Origin of the sequence: Paraburkholderia phytofirmans, from assembly GCF_046028095.1 — a bacterium.
GTDB lineage: Bacteria > Pseudomonadota > Gammaproteobacteria > Burkholderiales > Burkholderiaceae > Paraburkholderia > Paraburkholderia phytofirmans_A.
Genome location: NZ_JAQQDJ010000003.1, coordinates 1 through 21,833, shown reverse-complemented (window position 1 = coordinate 21,833; position 21,833 = coordinate 1). Strand labels below are relative to the sequence as shown.

At 62.5% G+C, this 21,833-nt stretch carries 19 protein-coding genes and 1 pseudogene; 7 read left to right on the top strand and 13 right to left on the bottom strand.

The features are described 5' to 3' along the window. Positions 1-80 precede the first annotated feature (80 nt). From PQR54_RS08950 to PQR54_RS08935, 4 genes are all read left to right on the top strand, one after another. Positions 81-980: a LysR family transcriptional regulator gene (locus tag PQR54_RS08950; RefSeq protein ID WP_408245040.1), complete on the top strand. Its 900-nt coding sequence runs from the start codon at positions 81-83 to the stop codon at positions 978-980. A 330-nt stretch (positions 981-1,310) separates the two neighbouring features. Further along, positions 1,311-2,135 carry an isocitrate lyase/PEP mutase family protein gene (locus PQR54_RS08945; RefSeq protein ID WP_408245039.1) on the top strand — a complete coding sequence of 275 codons (825 nt, stop codon included), beginning with the start codon at positions 1,311-1,313 and terminating at the stop codon, positions 2,133-2,135. Between the two features lie 171 nt (positions 2,136-2,306). After that, a complete protein-coding gene (locus tag PQR54_RS08940) occupies positions 2,307-2,750 on the top strand; it encodes a hypothetical protein (RefSeq protein ID WP_408245038.1) in 444 nt (147 codons plus the stop codon). 77 nt (positions 2,751-2,827) lie between these two features. Further along, entirely contained in the window at positions 2,828-3,211 is a 384-nt protein-coding gene (locus tag PQR54_RS08935; protein ID WP_408245037.1) for a hypothetical protein, read from the top strand. A 29-nt stretch (positions 3,212-3,240) separates the two neighbouring features. Here PQR54_RS08935 and PQR54_RS08930 read toward each other — a convergent pair whose 3' ends face one another. The 11 genes from PQR54_RS08930 to PQR54_RS08880 form a co-directional block, all read right to left on the bottom strand. After that, positions 3,241-3,828, bottom strand: a complete 588-nt coding sequence (locus tag PQR54_RS08930) for a PqiC family protein (protein ID WP_408245036.1) — start codon at positions 3,826-3,828, stop codon at positions 3,241-3,243. Next, positions 3,825-5,426: a PqiB family protein gene (locus PQR54_RS08925; protein WP_408245035.1), complete on the bottom strand. Its 1,602-nt coding sequence runs from the start codon at positions 5,424-5,426 to the stop codon at positions 3,825-3,827. Before PQR54_RS08925 ends, PQR54_RS08930 begins: the two co-directional genes overlap by 4 nt. Beyond that, the gene (locus PQR54_RS08920) at positions 5,419-6,726 is read right to left on the bottom strand and encodes a paraquat-inducible protein A (protein WP_408245034.1); all 1,308 of its coding nucleotides are present in this window, start codon (positions 6,724-6,726) and stop codon (positions 5,419-5,421) included. Before PQR54_RS08920 ends, PQR54_RS08925 begins: the two co-directional genes overlap by 8 nt. After that, positions 6,723-8,273, bottom strand: a complete 1,551-nt coding sequence (locus PQR54_RS08915; protein ID WP_408245033.1) for an efflux transporter outer membrane subunit — start codon at positions 8,271-8,273, stop codon at positions 6,723-6,725. Before PQR54_RS08915 ends, PQR54_RS08920 begins: the two co-directional genes overlap by 4 nt. Before the next feature lies 1 nt (position 8,274). Further along, positions 8,275-11,508 (bottom strand): efflux RND transporter permease subunit, encoded by a 3,234-nt coding sequence (locus tag PQR54_RS08910; protein WP_408245032.1) that lies wholly within the window; start codon positions 11,506-11,508, stop codon positions 8,275-8,277. A gap of 12 nt (positions 11,509-11,520) precedes the next feature. Then, a complete protein-coding gene (locus PQR54_RS08905) occupies positions 11,521-12,759 on the bottom strand; it encodes an efflux RND transporter periplasmic adaptor subunit (protein ID WP_408245031.1) in 1,239 nt (412 codons plus the stop codon). 17 nt (positions 12,760-12,776) lie between these two features. Then, on the bottom strand, positions 12,777-13,190 hold the full coding sequence (locus PQR54_RS08900) for a hypothetical protein (RefSeq protein ID WP_408245030.1): 414 nt from the start codon (positions 13,188-13,190) through the stop codon (positions 12,777-12,779). Between the two features lie 29 nt (positions 13,191-13,219). Further along, positions 13,220-13,696: a YMGG-like glycine zipper-containing protein gene (locus PQR54_RS08895; protein ID WP_408245029.1), complete on the bottom strand. Its 477-nt coding sequence runs from the start codon at positions 13,694-13,696 to the stop codon at positions 13,220-13,222. 190 nt (positions 13,697-13,886) lie between these two features. Further along, positions 13,887-14,273, bottom strand: a complete 387-nt coding sequence (locus tag PQR54_RS08890; RefSeq protein WP_408245028.1) for a response regulator transcription factor — start codon at positions 14,271-14,273, stop codon at positions 13,887-13,889. A gap of 189 nt (positions 14,274-14,462) precedes the next feature. Beyond that, the gene (locus PQR54_RS08885; protein ID WP_408245027.1) at positions 14,463-15,098 is read right to left on the bottom strand and encodes a response regulator transcription factor; all 636 of its coding nucleotides are present in this window, start codon (positions 15,096-15,098) and stop codon (positions 14,463-14,465) included. A 6-nt stretch (positions 15,099-15,104) separates the two neighbouring features. Beyond that, the gene (locus PQR54_RS08880) at positions 15,105-16,253 is read right to left on the bottom strand and encodes a PAS domain-containing sensor histidine kinase (RefSeq protein ID WP_408245026.1); all 1,149 of its coding nucleotides are present in this window, start codon (positions 16,251-16,253) and stop codon (positions 15,105-15,107) included. 871 nt (positions 16,254-17,124) lie between these two features. Here PQR54_RS08880 and PQR54_RS08875 point away from each other — a divergent pair. After that, complete coding sequence (locus tag PQR54_RS08875; RefSeq protein ID WP_408245025.1) at positions 17,125-17,574, top strand: DUF3734 domain-containing protein; 450 nt, start codon at positions 17,125-17,127, stop codon at positions 17,572-17,574. Positions 17,575-17,613: 39 nt separating this feature from the next. Here PQR54_RS08875 and PQR54_RS08870 read toward each other — a convergent pair whose 3' ends face one another. Further along, on the bottom strand, positions 17,614-17,898 hold the full coding sequence (locus tag PQR54_RS08870; protein ID WP_408245024.1) for a hypothetical protein: 285 nt from the start codon (positions 17,896-17,898) through the stop codon (positions 17,614-17,616). A 210-nt stretch (positions 17,899-18,108) separates the two neighbouring features. Here PQR54_RS08870 and PQR54_RS08865 point away from each other — a divergent pair, with 210 nt between their 5' ends. Further along, positions 18,109-19,086 carry a transporter gene (locus PQR54_RS08865; RefSeq protein ID WP_408245023.1) on the top strand — a complete coding sequence of 326 codons (978 nt, stop codon included), beginning with the start codon at positions 18,109-18,111 and terminating at the stop codon, positions 19,084-19,086. Between the two features lie 64 nt (positions 19,087-19,150). On the opposite strand, the gene PQR54_RS08860 is transcribed toward PQR54_RS08865, so the two are convergent. After that, positions 19,151-19,912, bottom strand: coding sequence for a bestrophin-like domain (locus PQR54_RS08860; protein WP_408245022.1), 762 nt, complete (start codon positions 19,910-19,912; stop codon positions 19,151-19,153). Between the two features lie 259 nt (positions 19,913-20,171). On the opposite strand from PQR54_RS08860, the pseudogene PQR54_RS08855 reads away from it, so the two are divergent. Further along, a pseudogene (locus tag PQR54_RS08855) lies at positions 20,172-21,833 on the top strand (hypothetical protein); the annotation flags it as partial.

Genomic DNA, 21,833 nt, shown 5'->3' with positions numbered 1-21,833 from the left:
ATGAATAGAACGCCACCATTGGACCGCTCCCCCATCCATAAGTAAAATGAAAAATTCTATGTATTCAATCACTTGCCGGAATGGAACTCAAACTCCTGCGCGCCTTTCTGACCGTCGCTGAACTCCGCCACTTCGGGCACGCCGCCGAAGCGCTTTATGTCAGCCAGCCCGCTCTGAGCAAGCAGATCGTGGCGTTGGAAGCGAGCCTTGGCGCGAGGCTGTTCGAGCGCGGCCGGCACGGCGCGGAACTGACGATCTTCGGCGAAGGATTTCTTGCCGACGCCGAGGCGCTGGTCCGCGACGCGGACAATATCCTCGCGCGTGCGCGCGAGGCGAGCAGCGGCACGCGCGGCTATCTGCGCGTCGGCCTCGGACTGTCGACGTTGACCGAAGCGCCGCAACTGATCGCCCAATTCCGCAAGCTCCATCCGAATGTCAGCGTCACGCTCAACGATCTGTCTTCCGCGGAGCAATCGCGGCGGCTTCTCGGCGGCAAGCTCGACGTCGGCTTCCTGCGCTTGCCCGCGGACGCCGGCCTGTCCACCTTGCCGATACTCGACGAGGCCCTGGCATTAGCGATACCGCAGTACGCGCGCTGGAAACGCGTTCCGTCGAATCTGCAGGAATTGAACGAGCTTGGCTTCATCGCCCTGTCACGCGGACGCGGCCCGGGCCTCGCGGCACAAATCGATCACTGGTGCGGTGAACATGGCTTCGTGCCCAAAGTGATCCAGCAAGCCGACGATATTCAATCGGTTCTCGCCGGCGTGGCGGCGGGCGTGGGCGCAGCGTTTCTGCCGTCACGCGCGCAATACCTGCTACGCGACGCCAGGGTGCTGCCGTTGCGCGATGCCGCCGCACGTTGGCGGGTGGCGCTGGCGTGGCAGACCACGCGCGACGATCCCGTGGTGGCGAATTTCGTCGCGTTCGTTCGCGCGGCGAAGAAGTCGCTGCGTGCCGGGTCCACTGCGCCGGGCTGATAGATAACGCGTCGTCGGACTTGCCCGGCTGGCGACGCCTTCGCCGAACGTCGCGCGGGGAAGTCACCGAGCTGCCTCGTCATTGCGAGCCGAACGGCGCGCTGAGGCCGGCGAGCGGAGAAGCCCGTCCGAACATACGTATGTCGCACACAACGACAACGATTTCGCGGATGATGGGACCCGCCACAACCCGCTCCATCAGACGCACTACGTCCACCACGCCGGCGATCCGCGTCCAGCGGACACCGGAACCGACATCCCGGTCGCGAACCTCGAGGTCGCATAACCAGCACGGGCAGCTCAGGCTCGTCCGTTTTCAGGAGATACGCCATGTCCCGCACCGTCGCCGAAAAGCGCGCCGCGTTCAAAGCCCTGCACACGTCCGGTTGTTTCGTCCTGCCCAACCCGTGGGATGCGGGCAGCGCGCGCTATCTGCAAACGCTCGGCTTCCAGGCGCTCGCCACGACCAGTTCCGGCTTTGCCTGGTCCACCGGACACGCCGACAACAGCTTGCCGCGCGACGCGATCCTCACGCATCTGCGCAAGATCGTCGAAGCGACCGACTTGCCCGTCAACGCGGACTTCGAAAACGGCTTCGGCAGCACGCCGAACGAGGTCGCGGAAAGTGTCAGGCTCGCCATCGAAACCGGCGTGGCCGGCCTGTCGATCGAAGACTCCACCGGCGACGCCGCCGCGCCGCTTTTCTCCATCGAGGTTGCCGTCGAGCGAATCAGCGCCGCGCGCCGCGCCATCGACGAAAACGGCGGCGATACGCTGCTGGTCGGCCGGGCGGAAAACTTCTTCGCCGGCTCGCCCGATCTCGACGACGCGATCGCGCGACTCAAGGCCTATTCGGAGGCCGGCGCCGACTGTCTGTATGCACCGGGCATTCAGACGCGCGAACAGATCGAGGCGGTGGTCGCCGCCGTGGCGCCGAAGCCCGTCAATCTGCTGATCGGATCGACGTCGGCGTTCACGCTGCAGGACGTGGCCGCGCTCGGCGTGCGGCGCATCAGCGTCGGCGGCGCGCTGGCCCGCGCGGCGTGGGGCGGTTTCATGCAGGCGGCGCAGTCGCTCGCCCAAGGCCGCTTCGACGGCTTTGCGGGCGCGGCGCCGGGCTCGCAACTCAACGAGCTGTTTGAGAACCGCGGGTGAGTTGAGGTGTCGCGAGGTGGACGAGGCGAGGGATCGACAGCGCCTCAGTCCGAATCCGGTTGCGGCACCGCCATCGTTCGCTGACGCACGTACGCAGTTCGCGTAGTCGTGAGAGACTGATGTCTAGCGTGCGTTCAGCCTGCCGACGCCCGCAGTTGGGGCACGTCAGCCATGGAATCTCGTCCTTTCAGAGTGCTTGCCGCACTCCTCGTCTCAAGCGTCGGCTTCTGCCCGGCGGTATCGCATGCCTACGCGCTCGACGCACAGTTCGACTGTCAGGCGCGTCCCCACGCGTTCATCACCCAACTCATCGACGACAACTACATCGAGTCCAATCCGATGCGGGTCGACACGAACTCGGTCAACGCGTTTCGTCCCGTGCACGGCAGCGACATGACCGTGTTCGGCTTTCGCGTCTACGCGGTGCTCGGCTACGAACCGGACGACGGCATGTTCAAGAAAGGCCGCGGTCAGGCACTCGCGGGCCCGTTGTACGGCGTCGTGCTGTCCGCACCGAGCGAGTCGGTCGAGACGCGCGTGCGCGCGGCCGGCAGCACCGCCAAGGTGCACTCGGTCATTCCATTGCTGCTGACCGCGGTGGTGTGCACCGGTTGACAGAAGGCAGGCGGCCGAGCTGCGCGGTGCTATGCTTTTCGCTCCTCATCGCCCAAATCGCCAAGGTCTTCACGCCGATGCCCTCGTCTGTCCGCAACTCGCTCATCTGGATCTTCGACGCGTTCGAGCGCGATCCGACTTACATCAGCAAGCGGATGTTCGGCAGCGACGCCGCTTATATCGATGGGCTTTTGTGCCTGATTGCCGCGGATCGCGACAAGCCGTGGAATGGCCTGCTGGTGTGCACGTCGCACGAGCGTCACGCCACGCTCATCGATGAGATGCCGGCTTTGCGGCCGCATCCGGTGCTCGGCAAATGGCTCTACATAGCGCAAGACGATCCGGCGTTTGAAAGCGTGGCCGAACAATTGACGGCGCTGGTGCTCGCCCGCGATCCGCGCGTGGGCGTCGAGCCGAAGCCGCGAGCGCGCGGCAAGCAATCCAAGCTGCCGAAAAAGTAGCGCTTCGCGCCGTCCACGCACGGGTGCGATCAGGGCGAAACCGGCCGGATCGCAGCGGCAATATCGCGGCTCACCGTTGCCAGCGCCACACTGTATGCAGCCACTACCGCATCGAAGCCGGCGCCCGCGCAAGGCTCACGCACAGTGCTGCGTCCGCTTAGCAGTGGCTTTTTCCCGGGCGGGGATACCGACCACAACACGTCGACCGTCACAGCGTCGCCGAGCGCCGCATCGAAGCGCTGAATATCCAGTTGAACCCGAAAAGCCGACGTCGGATCGCCGCCCATCGCGTAGGTCGATACCAGCGGGCTGTTCAGCAAGCGCGCGAGGTCGGCGCGTATCACGCCGGGAATCTGACTTTTCAGCGGATCGGCCCAGCGGGCAAATTCATTGATATCGACCTTGTTGTCGCCGGTACGAACCACGATTTGTGGCCGGTCGACGAGTTCGGGCACGCTGACCACGCCGATCAGCACGGTAATCGGCGTTGCGGGCGGATTGGTCGCCTGCGGCGCCACCGGGCTCAGCGTATAGAAGTCCGCTTTCGGCGATGAAGCGCAAGCGCACAGCATGCCGGCGATGAGTGCCACGGCGACGGATAGCGAAAGGCGCTTCATTTTTTATCCTCCAGCTTGCCCCGGATCAGCGCTTCTGGATGGCGTTCGAGATAGTCCGCCAGGGTACGGAAGGCCGCCGCCGTGCGTGCCAGCTCCTTCATCGCGTCGCCGGTGTTCTGCGATAGCGCGGAATCCGGCTGCAACGCGTTGTTCGCGGAATCGAGCGCGGACTTCGCCGCCGCAAGGGTCTGTGTCGCTTGTGGCGCGACTTCCGAATCGAGCCGCTTGAGCAGCGCGTCCGCATCACGTAGCGTCTGATGCGCGTCCTTGCCGATCGCTTCGAACGGGATCTTGTTCAGCTTGGCGATGAGCGTCGTCACCGAATCCTGCAGCGATTGCAATCCGCCTGCGACAGTCGGCAATGCGGGCGGGTCCGAACTCCAGTCCACCTTCGCTTTGGGTGCGTTCGGGAAGAAATCGAGCGCCACGTAAAGTTGGCCGGTCAACAGATTGCCGGTACGCAATTGTGCCCGCAGGCCATGTTCGACGAGCGCTCGAGCAAGTTGCTGCCGGTCGTTGGTCACCCTGCCGCCGGCTACGCCGGACGCGAAGCGCGATGTGAAGCGTTCGGGATACAGCTTGATGTCGACCGGGATGCTGAACTGTTTGGTGACCGGATCAAAACGTGTATGAATGGCCGCCACTTCGCCTACCACGATGCCGAGAAAATCGACCGGCGCGCCGACCGTCAATCCGCGTACCGATTCCTTGAAGTTCAACACGTACCTGTCGATGATCCGGTCATGGCGTTTCATCGCCTCCGTCTTGTCGGAGAACAGATCGAACGTCGTGTTCGCAGCGGCCGGCGGTTCGTCGGCGGTGTCGTCGGGCGACTCGAAGGCCAGTCCGCCAATCAGGATCGCCACCAGCGATTGCGTGTTGATCTTCACCCCGTTCGTATCGAGCGACACGTCGATGCCGCTTGCCTGCCAGAAGCGCGTATCGATCTGCACGTACTTGTCGTAAGGCGCATTGACGAAGACATGCATCGTCACGCCTTTGCCATTGTCGTCCAGCTTGTACGAGGTGATCTGCCCGACTTGCAGCCGTCTGAAATAGATCGGCGAACCGATATCGAGCGAGCCCATATCGGTGCCCTTCAGGATGAATTCACGCCCCGGCACGCCGCTCGCGAACACCGGCGGCGACTCGAGCCCGACGTAGCTGCGCCGCGCCTTGGTGGAAGTACCCACGTCCATGCCGATGAACGATCCGGATAGCAAGGTACCGATGCCCGAGACCGTGCCGCCCGAAATCCGTGGACGCACGACCCAGAAGCGCGTGTCGTCCACCAGCAGGCCGGTGGCATCTTTGGAGAGCTCGGCGGTGGCGACCACACTGCGATGATCGGTCGACAAGGTCACGCTTTTGACCACGCCAATGTCCACGTTCTTGAACTTGAGCTTGGTCTTGCCCGCTTCGAGCCCTTCGCCAGTTTCGAAACTGATGGTGACGGTGGGGCCCTGTTCGAGGATCGCCTTGACCGCGAGCCAACCGCCGATCAGCACGGCGATCAGCGGCACCAGCCACACCACCTGCATGCGCCAGCGCGAGCGCGGCGTCGCCACCGCTTCGGGTAGCTCGGGTGGCCTAGACATGATGATCCTCCGTCGCGTCCCAGATCAGGCGCGGGTCGAACGACATGGCGGCGAACATCGTCAGCACGACGACCGAGCCGAACGCAATCGCGGCCGGTCCCGCCTGGATCGTGGCAAGCGCGTTGAACTGCACGAGCGCCACCAGAATAGTGATGACGTAGATATCGAGCATCGACCAGCGGCCCACCAGTTCAACCAGCCGGTAGATGCGGGTGCGCTGCTGCGTAAGCATGACTGAGCGCCGCTGCGTGGAGATCACGAGGTAGACGAGCGCAAGAATCTTGAGCATCGGCACGGCGACGCTGGCGATGAACACTACCAGGGCAAGCGACCACGAGCCCGAGGTCCAGAGATAGACGACGCCGCTCATGATCGTGTCCTTCTCGGAGCCGAACAGCGAACTTGTGTTCATCACTGGAAGCGCATTGGCGGGGATATATAGCACGATGGCGGCAATCAGGAACGCCCAGGTGCGCGCGATGCTATTGGGTTTGCGCGCGTGCAGATGGGAGCCGCAGCGTGGACAACTTGCGCCGTGCTCGTGGGCCGTCGCTTTCACCAGCAGGCCGCAACTGTGACAACTCAGCAGCCCGCAACGCAGGGCCGTATGAGCCGAAGCGGCGGCGGATGCCTCAGTTCGGGAGGCCGTATCGTCGAAGCCGCCCATGCGCTGCCATAGCGCGCGCGGATCGAATGCGGAGGCGGCGGCGGCGAGCAACAGCATCAACGCGCCGAACGACCACAACGCGACACCCGGCACTACGCTGGCAATGTGCGCCAGCTTGACCAGTGCCACGAGCATGCCAAGAATCAGCACCTCCGTCATGCCCCATGGCTGCGCCAGATGCATCAGGCGAAACACGAGATCGGCGCGATACGGCGCGCGCTTCAGCCACATCGGCACCAGCAGATAGGCCATGCTCGCCATCTGCAGCAGAGGCATCAGGAAGGTCGTCGCGAGCACGAGGCCCGCCAGTGGCCACATGCCGTCCTTGTAGAGCACGCGCACCGCGCCGAGCAAGGTCGTCTCGACGAGGTCGCCGTTGACGGCCAGCCCAACGATCGGATACAGGTTGCTGATGACGAACAGCACGATGCAGGTCAGCGTAAAAGCGAGCGCGCGGTCGGTGCTGTCCGGATGCGCGCGATAGAGTTCCGCATGGCAGCGGCAGCAACGCAGCGTGCCATTGCCCGGCAGTTCGGATTCACGCTGCAGCAGATCGCATTCTTGGCAGGCAACGAGGGAAATGGGCTCGGCCGGCGCGGGCGTGCCAGTGGGCGCGTTCGTCACCGTCGTCATTTGGGCTGCTCCGTGGCGGCCGGTGCCGGTGCCGGACTTGCGGGCTGAGCCGGCGACTCTGCTGGCAATTGATTGGCAGCCTGCCTGCTCGCCTGCACGCCGGGCCCCTGCCCCATCACTCTGCCCGTCATGGCTTCCGCCTCGACAACCCAGCCGCCGCCCATCGCCTTATAAAGACTGATCAGCGAATTGAACACGAGGCCGTTGGTTTGCGTGTAGCTGAGTTGCGCGTTGAACAGACTGCGCTCGGCATCGAGCACCTCGATATAGCTCGTATAGCCGCCTTCGAAACGCAGCCGGGCGAGCCGCGAATACGTGCGCAACGCATCCACCTGGCGCCCCTGGACCACCAGTTGTTCACGCGACTTCTGCACGGCGATCAGCGCGTCGTCGACCTCCTGGAACGCGGTCTGGATGGCCTGCTGATACTGGAACAGCGCCTGTTGCTGCTGCGCTTCCGCCTGACTCACCTGGCCGCTGATGCTGCCCGCGGTGAAGATCGGCACCGTCAACGAGCCCGCGTACGACCAGATGCGCGCAGGTCCGGTGAAGAGCTTCGAGAACTGCCCGCTGGCGGTGCCGAACAGGCCCGTCAGCGAAATCTGCGGAAAATAGAGCGCACGCGCGGCGCCGATCAAGGCATTGGCGGCGACCAGGTTTTGCTCCGCCTGCAGCAGATCGGGGCGGCGTTCAAGCAGATCGGACGGCAGACCCGCCGGCACCGCGGGCAATGCGAGGTCGGTCAGATCGCGGCCACGCAGAATCGGACCTGGATTGCGCCCGAGCAGGACCGACAAGGCGTCTTCCTGCTGGGCGATCTGCGTCTCGAGCTGCGGAATCGTGGCGAGCGATGCTTCGTATTCAGACTGGCTCTGCGCGAGTTCCATCTGCGAGACATCGCCGCCTGAGAAGCGCGCCTGGAATACCTTGACGGATCCCGCGCGGCTCTCGGTTGTCGCCGTGGCAATGGCCAGTTGCTGGTCCAGATCGCGCAGATTGATGTAGGCGGTAGCCACCGAAGCGACCAGCGAAAGAATCGTCGCGCGGCGGCCCTCTTCGCTTGCGAGCAGGCTCGCGCGCGCCGATTCGGTCTCGCGCCGCACGCGTCCGAACAGATCGATTTCCCAGGCCGCCATCAACGGTGCCTGGAACTGGTTGAAGACGGGGCTGACGCCGGCGGGCAGCGTGTTCAAGCCCGCAATGGACGCACGTTGACGCGAGGCGTCGAAGCCCGCGGTGATTTGCGGAAACAGCGCCGAGCGCGTCGTCACGAACTGGCCGAGAAACTGGTCGACGCGGGCGGCGGCGATCTTCACGTCCTTGTTGTCCGCGAGCGCGGCCAGAATCAGATCGTTCAGGACCGGGTCCTTGAACTGCTCCCACCAGGCCGCATTGGCGACCTCGGCGGTTTCACCGGTCGCGAAACGATAGTTCGCGGGTGTCGCCACGGTCGGGCGCACATAGTCAGGTCCGAACAGACAGCCGCTCAGCGCGAGGGCAAGCAGCGACGCGGGGACTAAACGCAGCGGGAGCGCGAGGCGTCGCATGTCAGTCATCCTCACGTTGCGCGGACGGCGTGGTCGTGGGGCCGCCTGAAGCCGGCGGCGACACGACCACTGCACCACCGGCCGTGGTGCCGCCGCTCTCATCCGGCTTTTTCTTCTTGCCGCTCTTTTCCGACATCGTCTCGAGCACGTAGAAGAACATCGGGATGAAGAACACGGCGATCACCGTCGCGCCGAGCATGCCGCCGATCACGCCGGTGCCGATCGAGTGCCGGCTGTTGGCCGATGCGCCGAGCGCAATGGCGAGCGGCACGCAGCCGAGAATGAACGCGAGCGAAGTCATTACGATCGGCCGCAGGCGCTCCGTTGCCGCTGTAACAGCCGCGTCGTACACCGACTCGCCGGATTCGCGATTGAGCACGGCGAACTCGAAAATCAGAATCGCGTTCTTGGCCGCCAGCGCGACCAGCATCGTCAAGCCGATCTGGAAGTACACGTCATTTTCAAGGCCACGCAACAGAATCGCGAGCAATGCACCGAACAAGGCAAACGGCACGGCCATCAACACGCCGAACGGCAAGCTCCATTTCTCGTATTGGGCGGCGAGAATCAGGAACACCATCACGAGACCGAACACGAACACCAATCCCGACGTTCCGCCCGACTGACGCGCTTCGTACGCCTCACCGCTCCAGCCGACGCCATAACCCTGCGGCATCACCTCCGCGGCCACCTCCTCCAGGGCGGTGATGACCTGCCCCGAGCTGTAGCCGGGCGCACCGTTGGCCGTGATCTTGACCGCGGGAAAGTTGTTGAAGCGCGTGACCAGATCCGGCCCGGTGACGTACTTCGACGTCATCACCGCCTTGAGCGGCACCATGCTGTTCGTCTTGCTGCGCACGTAGAGCTGGTCGAGGTCCAGCGGCGTCAACCGATACGACGGCTCAGCCTGCAGAATTACCTGCCACAGCCGGCTTGAACGGTTGAACTGCGAGACGTACAGCGAGCCGAACATGGTCTGCATCGCGCTATACACCTCTTCGATCGGCACGCCGAGCGTTTCGGATTTATCGCGGTCCACGTCGACCAGCAGCTGTTGCGCGGAAGCGTTGAAGGTGGACGTCACACGCGCCAGTTCCGGCCGTTTTTTCGCTTTCGCGACGAAATCGTCCACCACCCCGGCGAGTTGCGAGGTGGTCGCGTCGCCCTGGCTCTGAATCCACATCTCCGTGCCGCCGGTCGTGCCGAGGCCCGGAATCGACGGCGGATTGACCGGCAGAATGATGCCTTCCTTGACCCGCGAAAGATGCTCGTACGCGTCGATCAGCACGGCACGCGCATTCTGGGTCTTGATGTTGGCGAACTTGTAGCGCTCGTCGAAACCCTTGAAGCCGATGAAGAACGCGCCCGCATTGTTCTTGTTCTGACTGTCGAGCAGGCTATAGCCGTCCACGATCGTCACGCTGCTCACCGCCGGCTGTTTCATGAAGTAGTCGGTGACATGCTGCGACACTTCACCGGTTCGATCGAGACTCGCCGCGTCCGGCATGATGACCGCACCGAGCAGATAGCCTTGGTCCTCGGGCGGCAGGAACGAGGTCGGAATGGTACGCATCATGATGACCGCCAGCACGATCATGCCGACGAACAGGAACAACGCGATTACGAAGCGCTTGATCACCAGCTTGACAACGGACGTGTAGCGATCCGTCATCTTCGCGAAGTTCCGGTCGAACCACCTGAAAAAGCCTTTCTTCTCGTGATGCCCAGGCTTGAGCAGCAAAGCGGCCAGCGCGGGCGACAGCGTCAGCGCGACCAGCCCGGAAAACACCACGGAAATTGCAATCGTGATGGCGAACTGCTTGTACAACTGCCCGGTAATGCCGCCCAGAAACGCAACCGGCACGAACACCGCGCACAGCACGAGTACGATCGCGACCACCGGTCCGGCGACTTCGTCCATGGCGCGGATGGCCGCGTCTTTCGGACTCAGCTTGTGCACGTTCATATTCCGCTCGACGTTCTCGATCACCACGATCGCGTCGTCCACCACGATGCCGATGGCGAGCACCATGCCGAATAGCGTCAGCATGTTGATCGAGAAGCCGAGCGCGAGCATCCCCGCGAAGGTGCCCATGATGGAAACCGGCACCGCCAGCACCGGGATCAGCGTCGCGCGCAGACTTTGCAGGAACACGAACACCACGATCACGACCAGCACGAGCGCTTCGAAAAACGTGTGCACCACATCCGAAATGGACGCGCGCGTGAACTCGGTGGTGTCCATCGCCACGCTGTATTCGAGCCCTTCGGGAAAGGTCTTTTGCATTTGCGCGAGCGTCGCGCGAACCTGCTTCGAGACGTCGAGCGCGTTGGCGCCCGGCTGCTGATACACGGCGATGACCGTCGCCGGTTTGCCCTGGAAGCGGCTGCGGATCGAATAGTCCTTCTGACCCAGCGCGGCGCGTCCGATGTCTTTGAGGCGCACGATGGCCGCGTCGCCACTGGCTGCCCGGATGATGATGTTGTCGAACTCCGAGGGATCGCTCAGGCGGCCCGTGGTCGTCACGGCAAACGACTGCTCGACCGGCGCGCCGGTCGGCGACTGCCCGAGACGGCCCACGGCGAATTGCTGGTTCTGGTTGGAGACCGCTTTCTGCACGTCGCCTGCGGTGATGCCCAGTTGCGCCATGCGGTCCGGCTTGAGCCAGATCCGCATGGCGTAGTCCGGCGTGCCGAAAATGCTCGACTGGTTCGCGCCAGGAATGCGCTTAAGCGCATCGAGCACGTAGATATTCGCGTAGTTGGCAATGTAAGTCGCGTCGTAACGCTCGCTCGGCGAGTAGATCGCGATCACCATCATGAACGCCGACGACTTCTTCTGCACCTGAATGCCCTGCGACTGCACCGAAGTAGGCAGTTGCGGCAGCGCGAGGTTGACGCGGTTTTGCACGTCGACCTGCGCGAGCTCCGGATTGGTGCCGATCTGGAAGTACGCGTTGACCGTCAGATTGCCGGTCGATGAACTCGACGAGTTCATGTAGATCATGTTGTCCGCGCCGTTCACCTGCTGCTCGATCGGCGCGGCGACGTTATTGGCCACCACATCGGCGCTGGCGCCTGGATAGTTGGCGGAGATAGTGATCTGGGGCGGCGTGACGTCCGGGTACTGCGCGATCGGCAGATTGAACATCGCCACCGCGCCGCCGAGCGTAATGATGATCGAGAGGACCGAGGCGAAGATCGGGCGTTCGATGCAGTAGTGGGAGAGGCTCATCTGGCGGTCTCCTTACTGCGTCGCGGTCGTGACGGACGGAGACCCTTTCTCGCTGCCCGCGCCAGCCGCCGAAGTGTCGAGCGCCGCGTGCGCAGGCAGCGCCGGGACGATTTTCAACGGCACGTCGGCGGCCACGCGAATCGCGCCGTCGACCACCACCCGTTCGCCCGGCTTCAGCCCCTGGGTGATGAACCAGTCGTCGCCGTGCCACTCGCCCACTTCCACCACCCGCTGATGCGCTTTCGAGTCGTTGTCGACGACCCACACGAAGTGGCTCTTCGCGCCCTGCAGGACCGAGCGTTGCGGCACGAGAATCGCATTCGGGCGGGACGCGCCGGACACGCGCGCCTTCACGAACTGACCAGGGCGCAACACGCCTTTTGCGTTGGCAAACGACGCGCGCACGAGAAACGTGCCGGTCTGGGTGCTGAAGGCGGGATTGGTGAAACTGATATGGCCGTGGTTCGGAAACTCGCTGCCGTCCGCCATGATCAACGTCACTTCGAAATCGTCATTGGCGGGAAAACGCAGGTGGCCTTTTTCGATCTCGTCGCGATACCTCAATAACTCGTTTTCCGAAATGCTGAAGTTGACCCACATCGGATCGAGTTGGTAAATGTAGGTCAGCAGACCTGACGCGGAAGCGGTCACGAAACTGCCGTCCTGTTGCCGCGCAAAGCTCGACAAGCCGTTGAGCGGCGACTTGATGGTCGTGTAGCTGAGATTGAGCTGCGCCGTCTGCACCTGGCCTTGTGCGGCGATCACCGCGGCGGCGGCCTGCTTCTCGTTGCCGGTCGCGTCGTCGAGATCCTTCTGGCTCAGCGCGTTTTGCGCGGCCAGCGGAATCACGCGCGCGAGGTTCGCCTTCGCGACCGTCAGCCGCGCCTGCTGCTGCGCGAGTTGGCCTTTGGCGGTTTGCAGCGCGGCGTCGAAGGGCTTCGAATCCATCAGGAACAGCGTCTGCCCCGTGTGAACCATTTGCCCTTCGGTATAGAGCCGCTTGTCGAGAAAGCCGTCCACGCGCGCGCGAATTTCGACTTCGCGTGAACTCTGCGTTTGCGCGGTGAATTCGAAATCGACCGGCGTGTCGGCCTGCTTGACCGGCATCACGGTGACCTCGATCGGGCCGGCTGTCGGCAGCGTGGGCGCCTTGTGGCACCCGGCGAGACACAAGGCGAGCGCGGCCAGTGCCAGACAGGCGCGGGCCGACCGGAAGCGTGACGGGGAGATTGGGAAGCTGGCTGATTTCATGGGATTACCCGTTGCGGCTACGAGGCAGTGCAGGCGCCGAACAGCACGAGCGTGTCTTCGTGATTGACGAGCGTGACGGTCATCGTGCCTTGCGCCTTATCGAGTGCGATCGTCCATGCGTAACCCATCTCGGTGCCTTGCATCAGGATCTGATCGGGTCCGCTGTCCATGAAGCGGATCGCCGTGGTGCGTTCCGGTCCAACCACGGTTTTCTTCGCGAAGTCGATACGCAGGAATTGCGGCGCGCCGAGCTCGGCGGGCAATGCGCGAAGACACAGTTCGCCGGCATCGCAGTCGTGGCCATCGATCGTCGCGCACAGCAGCGGCTTGCTGCCGTCGACCGGTGCAGCAGAGGCCGACAGGACCGTCAAGCCGAACCCGCTCGTCAGCGCCGCAACCGCAAGCGCGAGACGTATGCCTTTCCTGTTCATGGAAATTCCTCTCCCGCTGCCCGCGAGTTTTACTGGACCGTGTAGCCGCGCCCCGTCATGCAGGCCGCGACTGCGCGGTTGTAAGTGGTCAACGACTGTTGGGTTTGCTGCTGGTTTGCCTGCGTTTGCGCGGCAGCGTTCTGCTGGCTGCGCCTTGCTCGCATGCCGCCGGCCGCCGTGCCGGTGATCGCGCCGATGGCCGCGCCCTTGCCCGCGTCGCCCGCCACCGCGCCGACCGCGGCCCCTAGCGCCGCGCCGCCGGCTGCGCCCCGCAGCCGCTGGCCCTGCGGCTGCTGGGCGCTGGGCTGGTTGGCGCCCTGCTGTGCAAGCGCGACCGGATCGACACCAGTCGTCTGCGTCGCCCATAGCTGGCATTGCGCGGTATCGTTCTGCTGCTGACCGGCACTTTGGCCTTTGGCCGGATAGACGATGGGCTGCTGTGCGGATACAGAGCACGCCAGCGCCAGCGCAAGCACACCTGTCAACCGCCGCATGTTCCGTAGCATGGTGGGAGTCCCGTTCGATTGTCCGGCCGCTGGGCCGCCGACTCATCCATGCATGCGAACGGCAGCGAGTCGGAGGCTGCCGGCGTCGACCTTTTCAGTTGAGTCAATTATTGGATTTCGCTTCGTTCGATAGCAATTGGCCTTTGGTCCCATAGCGCCGGCTTGCACGGCGCGCGCCAAGGCGATCGATTCAGGCCGGCGGAACGCCATCGAGTGCGGCGCGCACGGTCCTGACAAACAGTTCGTCGTCGAACGGCTTACGCAGATACGCGACCGCGCCGCCTGCGAGCGCGTGCTCGCGCACGCCGATGTCATCGTGCGCGGTGATGAAGATGACGGGGATAGCTCTGCCCAACAGACGTTGCTGCACTTCAAGTCCATTGAGCCCCGGCATCTGCACGTCGAGAATCGCGCAGTCCGGCTGATAGGAAGGCAGCGACGCGAGGACGTCGAGAAACGCATCACCGCTCGCGAAGGTTTCGGAGGCGATCCCGATGGAGCGCAGCAATCGCTTGATTGCCCGGCTCACCGATTCATCGTCATCGACGACGACAACGAATGGTTTGATTTTTCCCATTGAGGTAGTCCGGTGTCCGGGAGCGCACAGGTGACGCACTCCCCCACACCACAGCCTATGAGGCAGAGAGGCTCCGGTATAGTGGACCTTGGTCCCGTGAGGACACATGCGAAGCGCGATGAGCGCGCGAGGCGCACCCGGATCGATACGGCCCGGGTGGCCAGACGCCTCTGATGGACTGACCTTGCCTTAGCCCGTCGCGCGGATTGCGCCGGCCTCGCCGACGCCGGCCTTGTCCGCGATGCGGACCAGTTGAGCTAGCGACGTGACTTCCATCTTCGCCATCACGCGGGCGCGATGAGCCTTGATGGTTTTCTCGACCGTGCCGAGCTCGCCGGCCACCTGCTTGTTCAGGCGGCCCGTCACCACGAGCGCCATGACCTCGCGCTCACGGGGCGTGAGCTTATCCAGACGCACGCGGATCGCGTCCAGTTCGCAGCGCATCGCATAGGTTTGCTCGACGCGTTCGAAAGCCGCCTTGATCGCGCGCAACAGATCGACATCGTTCACGGGTTTCGCGAGGAAATCCGTCGCACCGGCTTTCATCGCGCCCACGGTCATTGCAATATCGCCGTGGCCTGTGATGAAAATGATCGGCAGCTCGGCCTTGAGCTCGCGCTGCAAGGCCAGACCGTCGAGATCGGGCAGTTGCACATCGAGCACGAGACACGCCGGCGAGGTCGTCGCGGGCAGCCGTTCGAGAAACGCACGGGCAGTGGCGAACGCTTCGACACGATAGCCCGCGGAGTGGATCAGGCGCGCCAAGGCGCGGCGCACGGAATCATCGTCGTCGACGACGAAGACAAGCAAATCGGAATCAGTCATGGCCTTTTATCGCGACTCATTCTCTTCGATTGCATTGCCGGCCGGCAATGCCACGTAGAAAGTCGCGCCTCGATCGTCGTTGTTTTCGGCCCATAGTCGCCCGCGATGCATGTCGATGATGGAACGGCTAATCGACAAGCCCAAACCGAGCCCTTGGGGTTTGGATGTAAAGAACGGCTTAAAGATCTTGTCCAGCTTATCGGCGGTCAAACCATGGCCGCGATCGCGAACCGCGGCCAACACCATGCCGCTGTCCATCGATTTGAGCGTGACGGACACGGCCCGGTCCACGGGCGGCACGTCGGCCATCGCATCGAACGCGTTCAGCAACAGATTGAGCATCACCTGCTGTAGTTGAACCCTGTCTCCACGAACCAGTGGCAACGCGTTGTCGATATCGAGCGTCACGCGCGTGCCGCGCACGATCGCGTCGCTGTGGACGAGCGCCACTACATCGCGCACGACGGCCGCGAGGTCCAGCAGAATGACGTCGAGATCGCCTTTCTTGACCACGGCGCGAATGCGGCGGATCACCTCGCTTGCCCGGTAATCGTCCTGAACGATATCGTTCAGAATCTCACGCAACTCCGCCAGATCGATCGGATCAGCCGTCATAAATCGCTGGGCAGCCTGCACATTGCTGAGAATCGCCGTGAGCGGCTGGTTCAACTCGTGAGCGAGCGACGACGCGAGTTGTCCCATTGTCGACACCCGCGTGAGATGCGCGAGGTCTTCTCGTTGACGGCGCAATTCGTAGCGGTCGGTCTTGTCGATCACGAAGGCGAGCGTGACGTTCGCGCCGTCAAAGCGAAATGGATTCAATTCGATTTCGACACGCAACTCGGTGCCGTCCTTGCGGCGTGCGCAGAGGTCGTCCAGGGGCACGCGTCCGCGCGATTGCGGTATCACGAACGGCTCGGCCCAGCGCCCGGCATTGCTCTGGAAACCCAATCCATGAACTAGTAGTTCGACAGGCTTGCCGACCAGTTCCTCGCGCTCGTAACCGAACAGGCTGTGGGCCTGCGGGTTAACCATCGCCATCAGGCCGCGCTCGTCAAGCATCAGAATTCCGACCGGCAGCAAGGTCAGCGCTTCACGAAAATAATGCTCGCCGCTCACGGGGGCGGCAGCATCGGCGGTGCGCGTATTGTCCATGCATGGTTGCGCATGCGCGGGTCTCGCGGATGTCATGTTGCGCAGCCGTTCGGTAAAGCGGCGCCGCACACGTGACGCGGATTGAGTGCTGTCCGGCGCACCGGAAAATTCGGCGGCATTGCGGTAATGTTCGCGATTTGCGGGCCGCGACTGACGAGGTTTTATTGGCGATTCGCTTAAATCCGCGTTATTCGCCATAACCACAAGAGATTGCGGTGCCGCACATCCATCAACCGTCGCGCATTCGAGACTATTGGCGTGGACAGTTGGCGATTTAAGCCTGGCTAGGCATAGCGATATGGCATGCCCGAACATGCGCATCAACAACCACAGAATGATCGTAGTTTGCAGAACGACGATAGCAGGCATGACGATACTCATGACCGAACTACCTCTTTAGAGAGTCGGCACCGCGAGATTGGCGGCCAAAACTTCGTGCTGGACGACGACGTGAGGATACGCTTCTGGACGAGGAAACCTGTTATTGAGCCAGTCTCGAAGAACCGGCTTATGGTCCCGCCACACTGTTAATGAATTAACGAAAAAATATCCCGGCGTGCGGCTTCGGGCCAAATGACCTGGGCCGGTAATAGTTGCGATTCACAAGCAGTTCCGACCAGTAAAATTTATCCTAGTACGGAATCAGAAGCATGTAAACAAAAATAAAGTATTTCGTTTACACCTATTCCGTGCCGGTTGCCAAATAGGGCTAAAGTCCAATTGCTCGTATACCACATTGACGATACATTGGATAACTTAATAATTCGCATCTGAGAATTGTGAATACACACAGATCGACGGCCAATGGTATTGGGACGGCGGCATCGCGTGTAACTCACCGCTTTGGTATGTCCTCGACGAAGACTTCCGTATGAGCGCGCTGATCTTGCAAATCGATGTATTCAGCGGTGCCGGCACCTTACCCACCAGCCTCGGAGAGGTGCAGGAGCGCTGCAAGGACATTCAATACGCGAGCAAGACGCGATTCAACAGCAGCCGGATCAGCGAAATTGAAGGGCTGCGGGTCTCGCTGCGACGTGTACTCGACAAATTGCCGGCTTCCCTGCAGACGGATCCGGACGTGCAGAAACTCAGCGCAATCAGTACGCGCGGCGCGGTCGCACTTGTCCACTTCATCAACCGGCACAACACGCGTTCGGCCAACTTCAAGGATTATGAATTCTCACGTGCAACTGTCATGGAGCTGTGGGATTTTGGCCATCAGGACGCCCAGAAATCGCTTGCCGATCCGCAGTGGCGGGAAGCCAGGGATCTGGGCAATGGCGTTCACGTTTACGATCTGACGGGCGCGGCCGGTTGACCTTGCGCGCCACGAGCCCAAGGACTTACCGCTTCCGTTTCAATTACAGCCCTGACTGTTGGCGGTGCGGTAGCAGGTCTTGCCGCTGGGACTTTTATATACGCCCTTACCGTTTTTTGTCTTTGCTTCACCGCCTTTGCTTGTCGTGGTCGTGGCGACACCGTTCGCATTCCTTTGCGACTTCCATGCATTGCCGGTTTTCGGGTTATAGCCTCCGGCCGCCTGCCCGTTATTGCACTCGGTCATACCGCGCGCGTTAGTGACGCATTCCGCGAATACGCTGGAAGACAGCGCGATGCCTAACACCATGAACAGCACTTTCATGAACGTCTCCAAATACAGCAAGTGTCGACACGGCTGTGCCCTTGACCTTCTTCAGATTAGCCCCATCCCCACTCGTACGCATTGGACCTTGGTCCTATTGTCGGAAGCGGCATTCCTGTCGCTTCATGGAGCCGTGCCGATGTGCCTGCGTTCGTTCTGCCTGTGCACCGCCGCCTCCTCCAGCACCTCGCCTGCCTTATCGGGTCCTTCATGGAATTGGCCTTTGCCGCCGTGCAGCCGCGCTCGATCCGATCACGCCGCCTGGACCGGTCCGCACAGCCTAATGTTTACCCGTGGTTCGGCGTCGTTCTGCTGGTTGCCGTTTCGGTGACTTCGGCTCATGCGCAGGAGATGGAGCCGCGTGCCTATTCCGCCGTGCCGGTCGGCACCAATTTCGCTGTGTTCGACTATGCACGCTCGAGTGGCGATGTGTCTTTCGACCCGTCACTGCCGATCACGAACGTACAGGCCCGCATCAACATCTTTTCGCTCGGCTATTCGCACAGCTTCGGCGTTGCGGGGCGTACCGCGACCGCGGCCTTGTCGGTTCCCTACGCGAACGCCAACGTGACGGGCGACGTCGCGCGGATCGCCCAGCATCAATACCGTTCAGGAACGGGCGATTTGCGCTTCAGGTTCGCGATGAACGTACTAGGCGACCCCGCCCTCTCGCCGGAAGAATTCGTACGGCGCGCACCTAGCACGATTCTTGGTGTCAGCCTGACCGTGGTGGCGCCGACCGGGCAATACGTACCGGCGCGTTTGATCAATATCGGGGCCAACCGCTGGTCCTTCAAGCCGGAGATCGGGCTGTCGCAGCCGTTAGGCAACTGGTTCGTCGACGGCGCGGCAGGCGTCTGGTTCTTCACCGACAACAGCGATTTTTTTCGCGGACATCGGCGTAGCCAGGATCCGATGCCGACCTTCCAGTTGCACGGCGGTTACACCTGGCGCCCCGGCCTGTGGCTCGCTGCGGATGTCACTTACTTCACGGGCGGACGGACGAGCGTGAACGGCCTCGAGGATCAGGACGTCCAGATCAGTGTGCGATACGGACTCACGCTGTCGGTGCCGATTACGAAGACATGGTCCGCCAAACTGGCATGGTCGCGTGGGCTGGAGACACGAGTCGGCGGCAATTTTCAGACTGTCTCGGTCGCGCTTCAATACAGGTGGTTCAATCACTGATCGACGACGGGCTATGCGGGCCGCGCAGTGATCATGCATCAGCGGCCGATTTAATGGACCGTATTTAATGCCCGAGAATGTCGAGCGCCGCCTTCAGGGGCGCGAACGAAAGTTTGACGATGCCACCGAGCGGCGTATTCATTTCCATAATCAGGAAGATCGCCCCGGACGTGGATAGCGCGCACATCACGAGCGCTGTCATGGTCGTGCCATTACGCGGCGCGAACAGACCGAACGTGCCGAAAAGAATCGCCAGCCATGACACGAGAATGATGAGCAGCGGCAGCGGAATCGTGCCGGTTTGCTGAAGCAACGCGAGCCAGCGCGTCGCCAGCACATCGTCGACCAGTAGCAGCGCCCGCGCTTTCAATTCACGCTGCGAGTCGTCGCGTGGCGTGAGCCCTTCTACCTGGCGCTGAAAGGCTTCTCCGCGCGCGACTGCTTCGGGGCCGCTCAGTCTGGCAATTTGCGAGGGATCGCCCGAGGACATGATCGCCATGGACGCTTCGGTCGTGCGTTTCAGCGCAACGCGGATTTCCTGCGTTTCCGGACCATAGTGAGCGAGCACGCGGTCGAGTCGAATGATCTCGGCCGCACTATGCAGAAGCTCGTTATTCATTGTGTCGAACGAGCCTTTCGCCGACGAGATCAGCAGGCCGAGCACGAGTGCGGCCATGGTGGCGACAAGCCCGGTCGCGAGTTTCACGACGCCGGTCGATTCATCGGTGAGGTGGTGTTGCGGCAGAACGAGGCGCAGATACGAGCCGAGCAACGCGCTGCCGACGACGCAAACGAAAACGATCAACGCGTCGAAGATATGGTTCACCGTCCTGCCCTCCGGCTTCGATGAGGTACTTTGCGCTTCGACATCTTGCTCGCCGCACTGCAGCGTGCAATTGGACCAAGGTCAAATTGCACGCTCTCCGATACCGCCTTATGGTTAGAGTTGACCTGCCGTGGGGCAAACGACCCTGCCCCACTACGTTGCTTGCGGGCCGGCGATCTGACTCGCCGTTTCTCGCCGTTTCTCGCCGCGCTCGCACTGAGCCCGTGCTGTCATTCCGCCTGGCGCGGTGAGGTGCACCATGTCCAACCTGAAACTGCCCAGCCGTGTGTTGACGCTGGTGCTTGTGTTGTCAACGATACACGCCGGCCGCGCGGCCACACTGGACCCGGGTTGGCCGCGTGAAATCGTGCGCGACGATGCAACGCTGACCTACTATCAGCCGCAGATCGACGAATGGAAAGACTTCAGGGAACTCACCGGCCGAATGGCGGTGAGCGTGACGCAGCGCGGTGGCAAGCCGCAAGTTGGCGTAGTCACGATCGAGGCGCACACCGATGTGGATATCGACAGCCGCAACGCGCGCCTGAGCAATCCGCGCATTACAGGCACCTCCTTTCCTGGCGCGGACGACGCGACAGCTCAAAAGCTCGATCAGGTGGTGCGAAAGTTTCTCAATCCGCAGGCGTCGCTGACCTTGTCGATGGACCGGCTCGCGGCCAGCCTCGATAAGAAACAGACTGCGCCGGTCGTGGCGATCAAAAGCGAGCCGCCGGTGATCTTCGTGAGCTTCGGCCCCGGACTACTGCTCTTCGTCGACGGCGATCCGGTGCTGGCGCCGATCAAGGATTCGGATATGGCGTTCGTGGTCAACGCGAGTTGGCCGCTATTCGTCGACAATGCCAGCCACCAGTACTATTTGTTTACCGGCAATGGATGGCTCGTGTCGACGGATATGAAGACCGGCTGGGCGGAAATCAGAACGCTGCCCGGCAAGATGACGAAGGTGTCCGCCGACCCTACCTGGACCGACCTGAAACCGTTTATTCCGACGCCGGCGAAACGTGCCGGCAAACCCCCTGCGGTGTTCTACAGCAACACGCCCGCCGAGTTGATCAGCTTCGACGGCCAGCCGGTCTATGCGGCGATCCCAGGCACGGGGCTCGTCTACGCGAAGAACACCGATAGCGATGTCTTCGTCTACACACCGACGAAGACTTATTACTATCTGACCGCGGGACGCTGGTTTTCATCGCCCGCGCCGGGCGGTCCGTGGACTTACGCGACGGACAAGCTGCCCGCCGATTTCGCCGGCATTCCACGCGATAGTCCCGCCGCGCGTGTGCTCGCATCCGTGCCGGGCACGCCCGAAGCCAACGATGCGGTGCTGCTCGCGCAGATTCCGACCACCGTCGAGGTCGATCCCGCCGCCGCGGCGGCGCAGGTCAAAGTGGCCTACAGCGGCGAGCCGCAATTCGCGCCGATTGAAGGCACGCAGCTCGCGTATGCGACCAACACGCCTGACAAGATCATCAAGGTGCAGAACCACTACTATCTTTGCTCACGCGGCGTATGGTTCGATGCGCCCGCGCCGGACGGTCCGTGGACCACCAGCACGTCAGTGCCGCCGGTGATCTATACGATTCCGCCGGCGTCGCCTGTTTATAACGTGACGTACGTGACGCAACAGGTCGTGCCGGGCGGTGCCGTGCAGGCGAGCTATACCGCCGGCTATCTCGGCATGTTCATCGCGGGCGCCGCGATCGGTGCGATCGTCGCGCAAGGCAACGGCTACTACTATCCGCCCTATGTGCGGGTCGGTTACGGGCCGTATCCGGTCTACTATCCGCGACCCGCGCCGTACGGGTATCCGGTCTATAATCCCTACACAGGCGCGAGCGGCGTACGTGGCAGCGTGTATGGCCCGGCTGGCAGCGCCCATTGGGGCGCGTCGTACAACCCC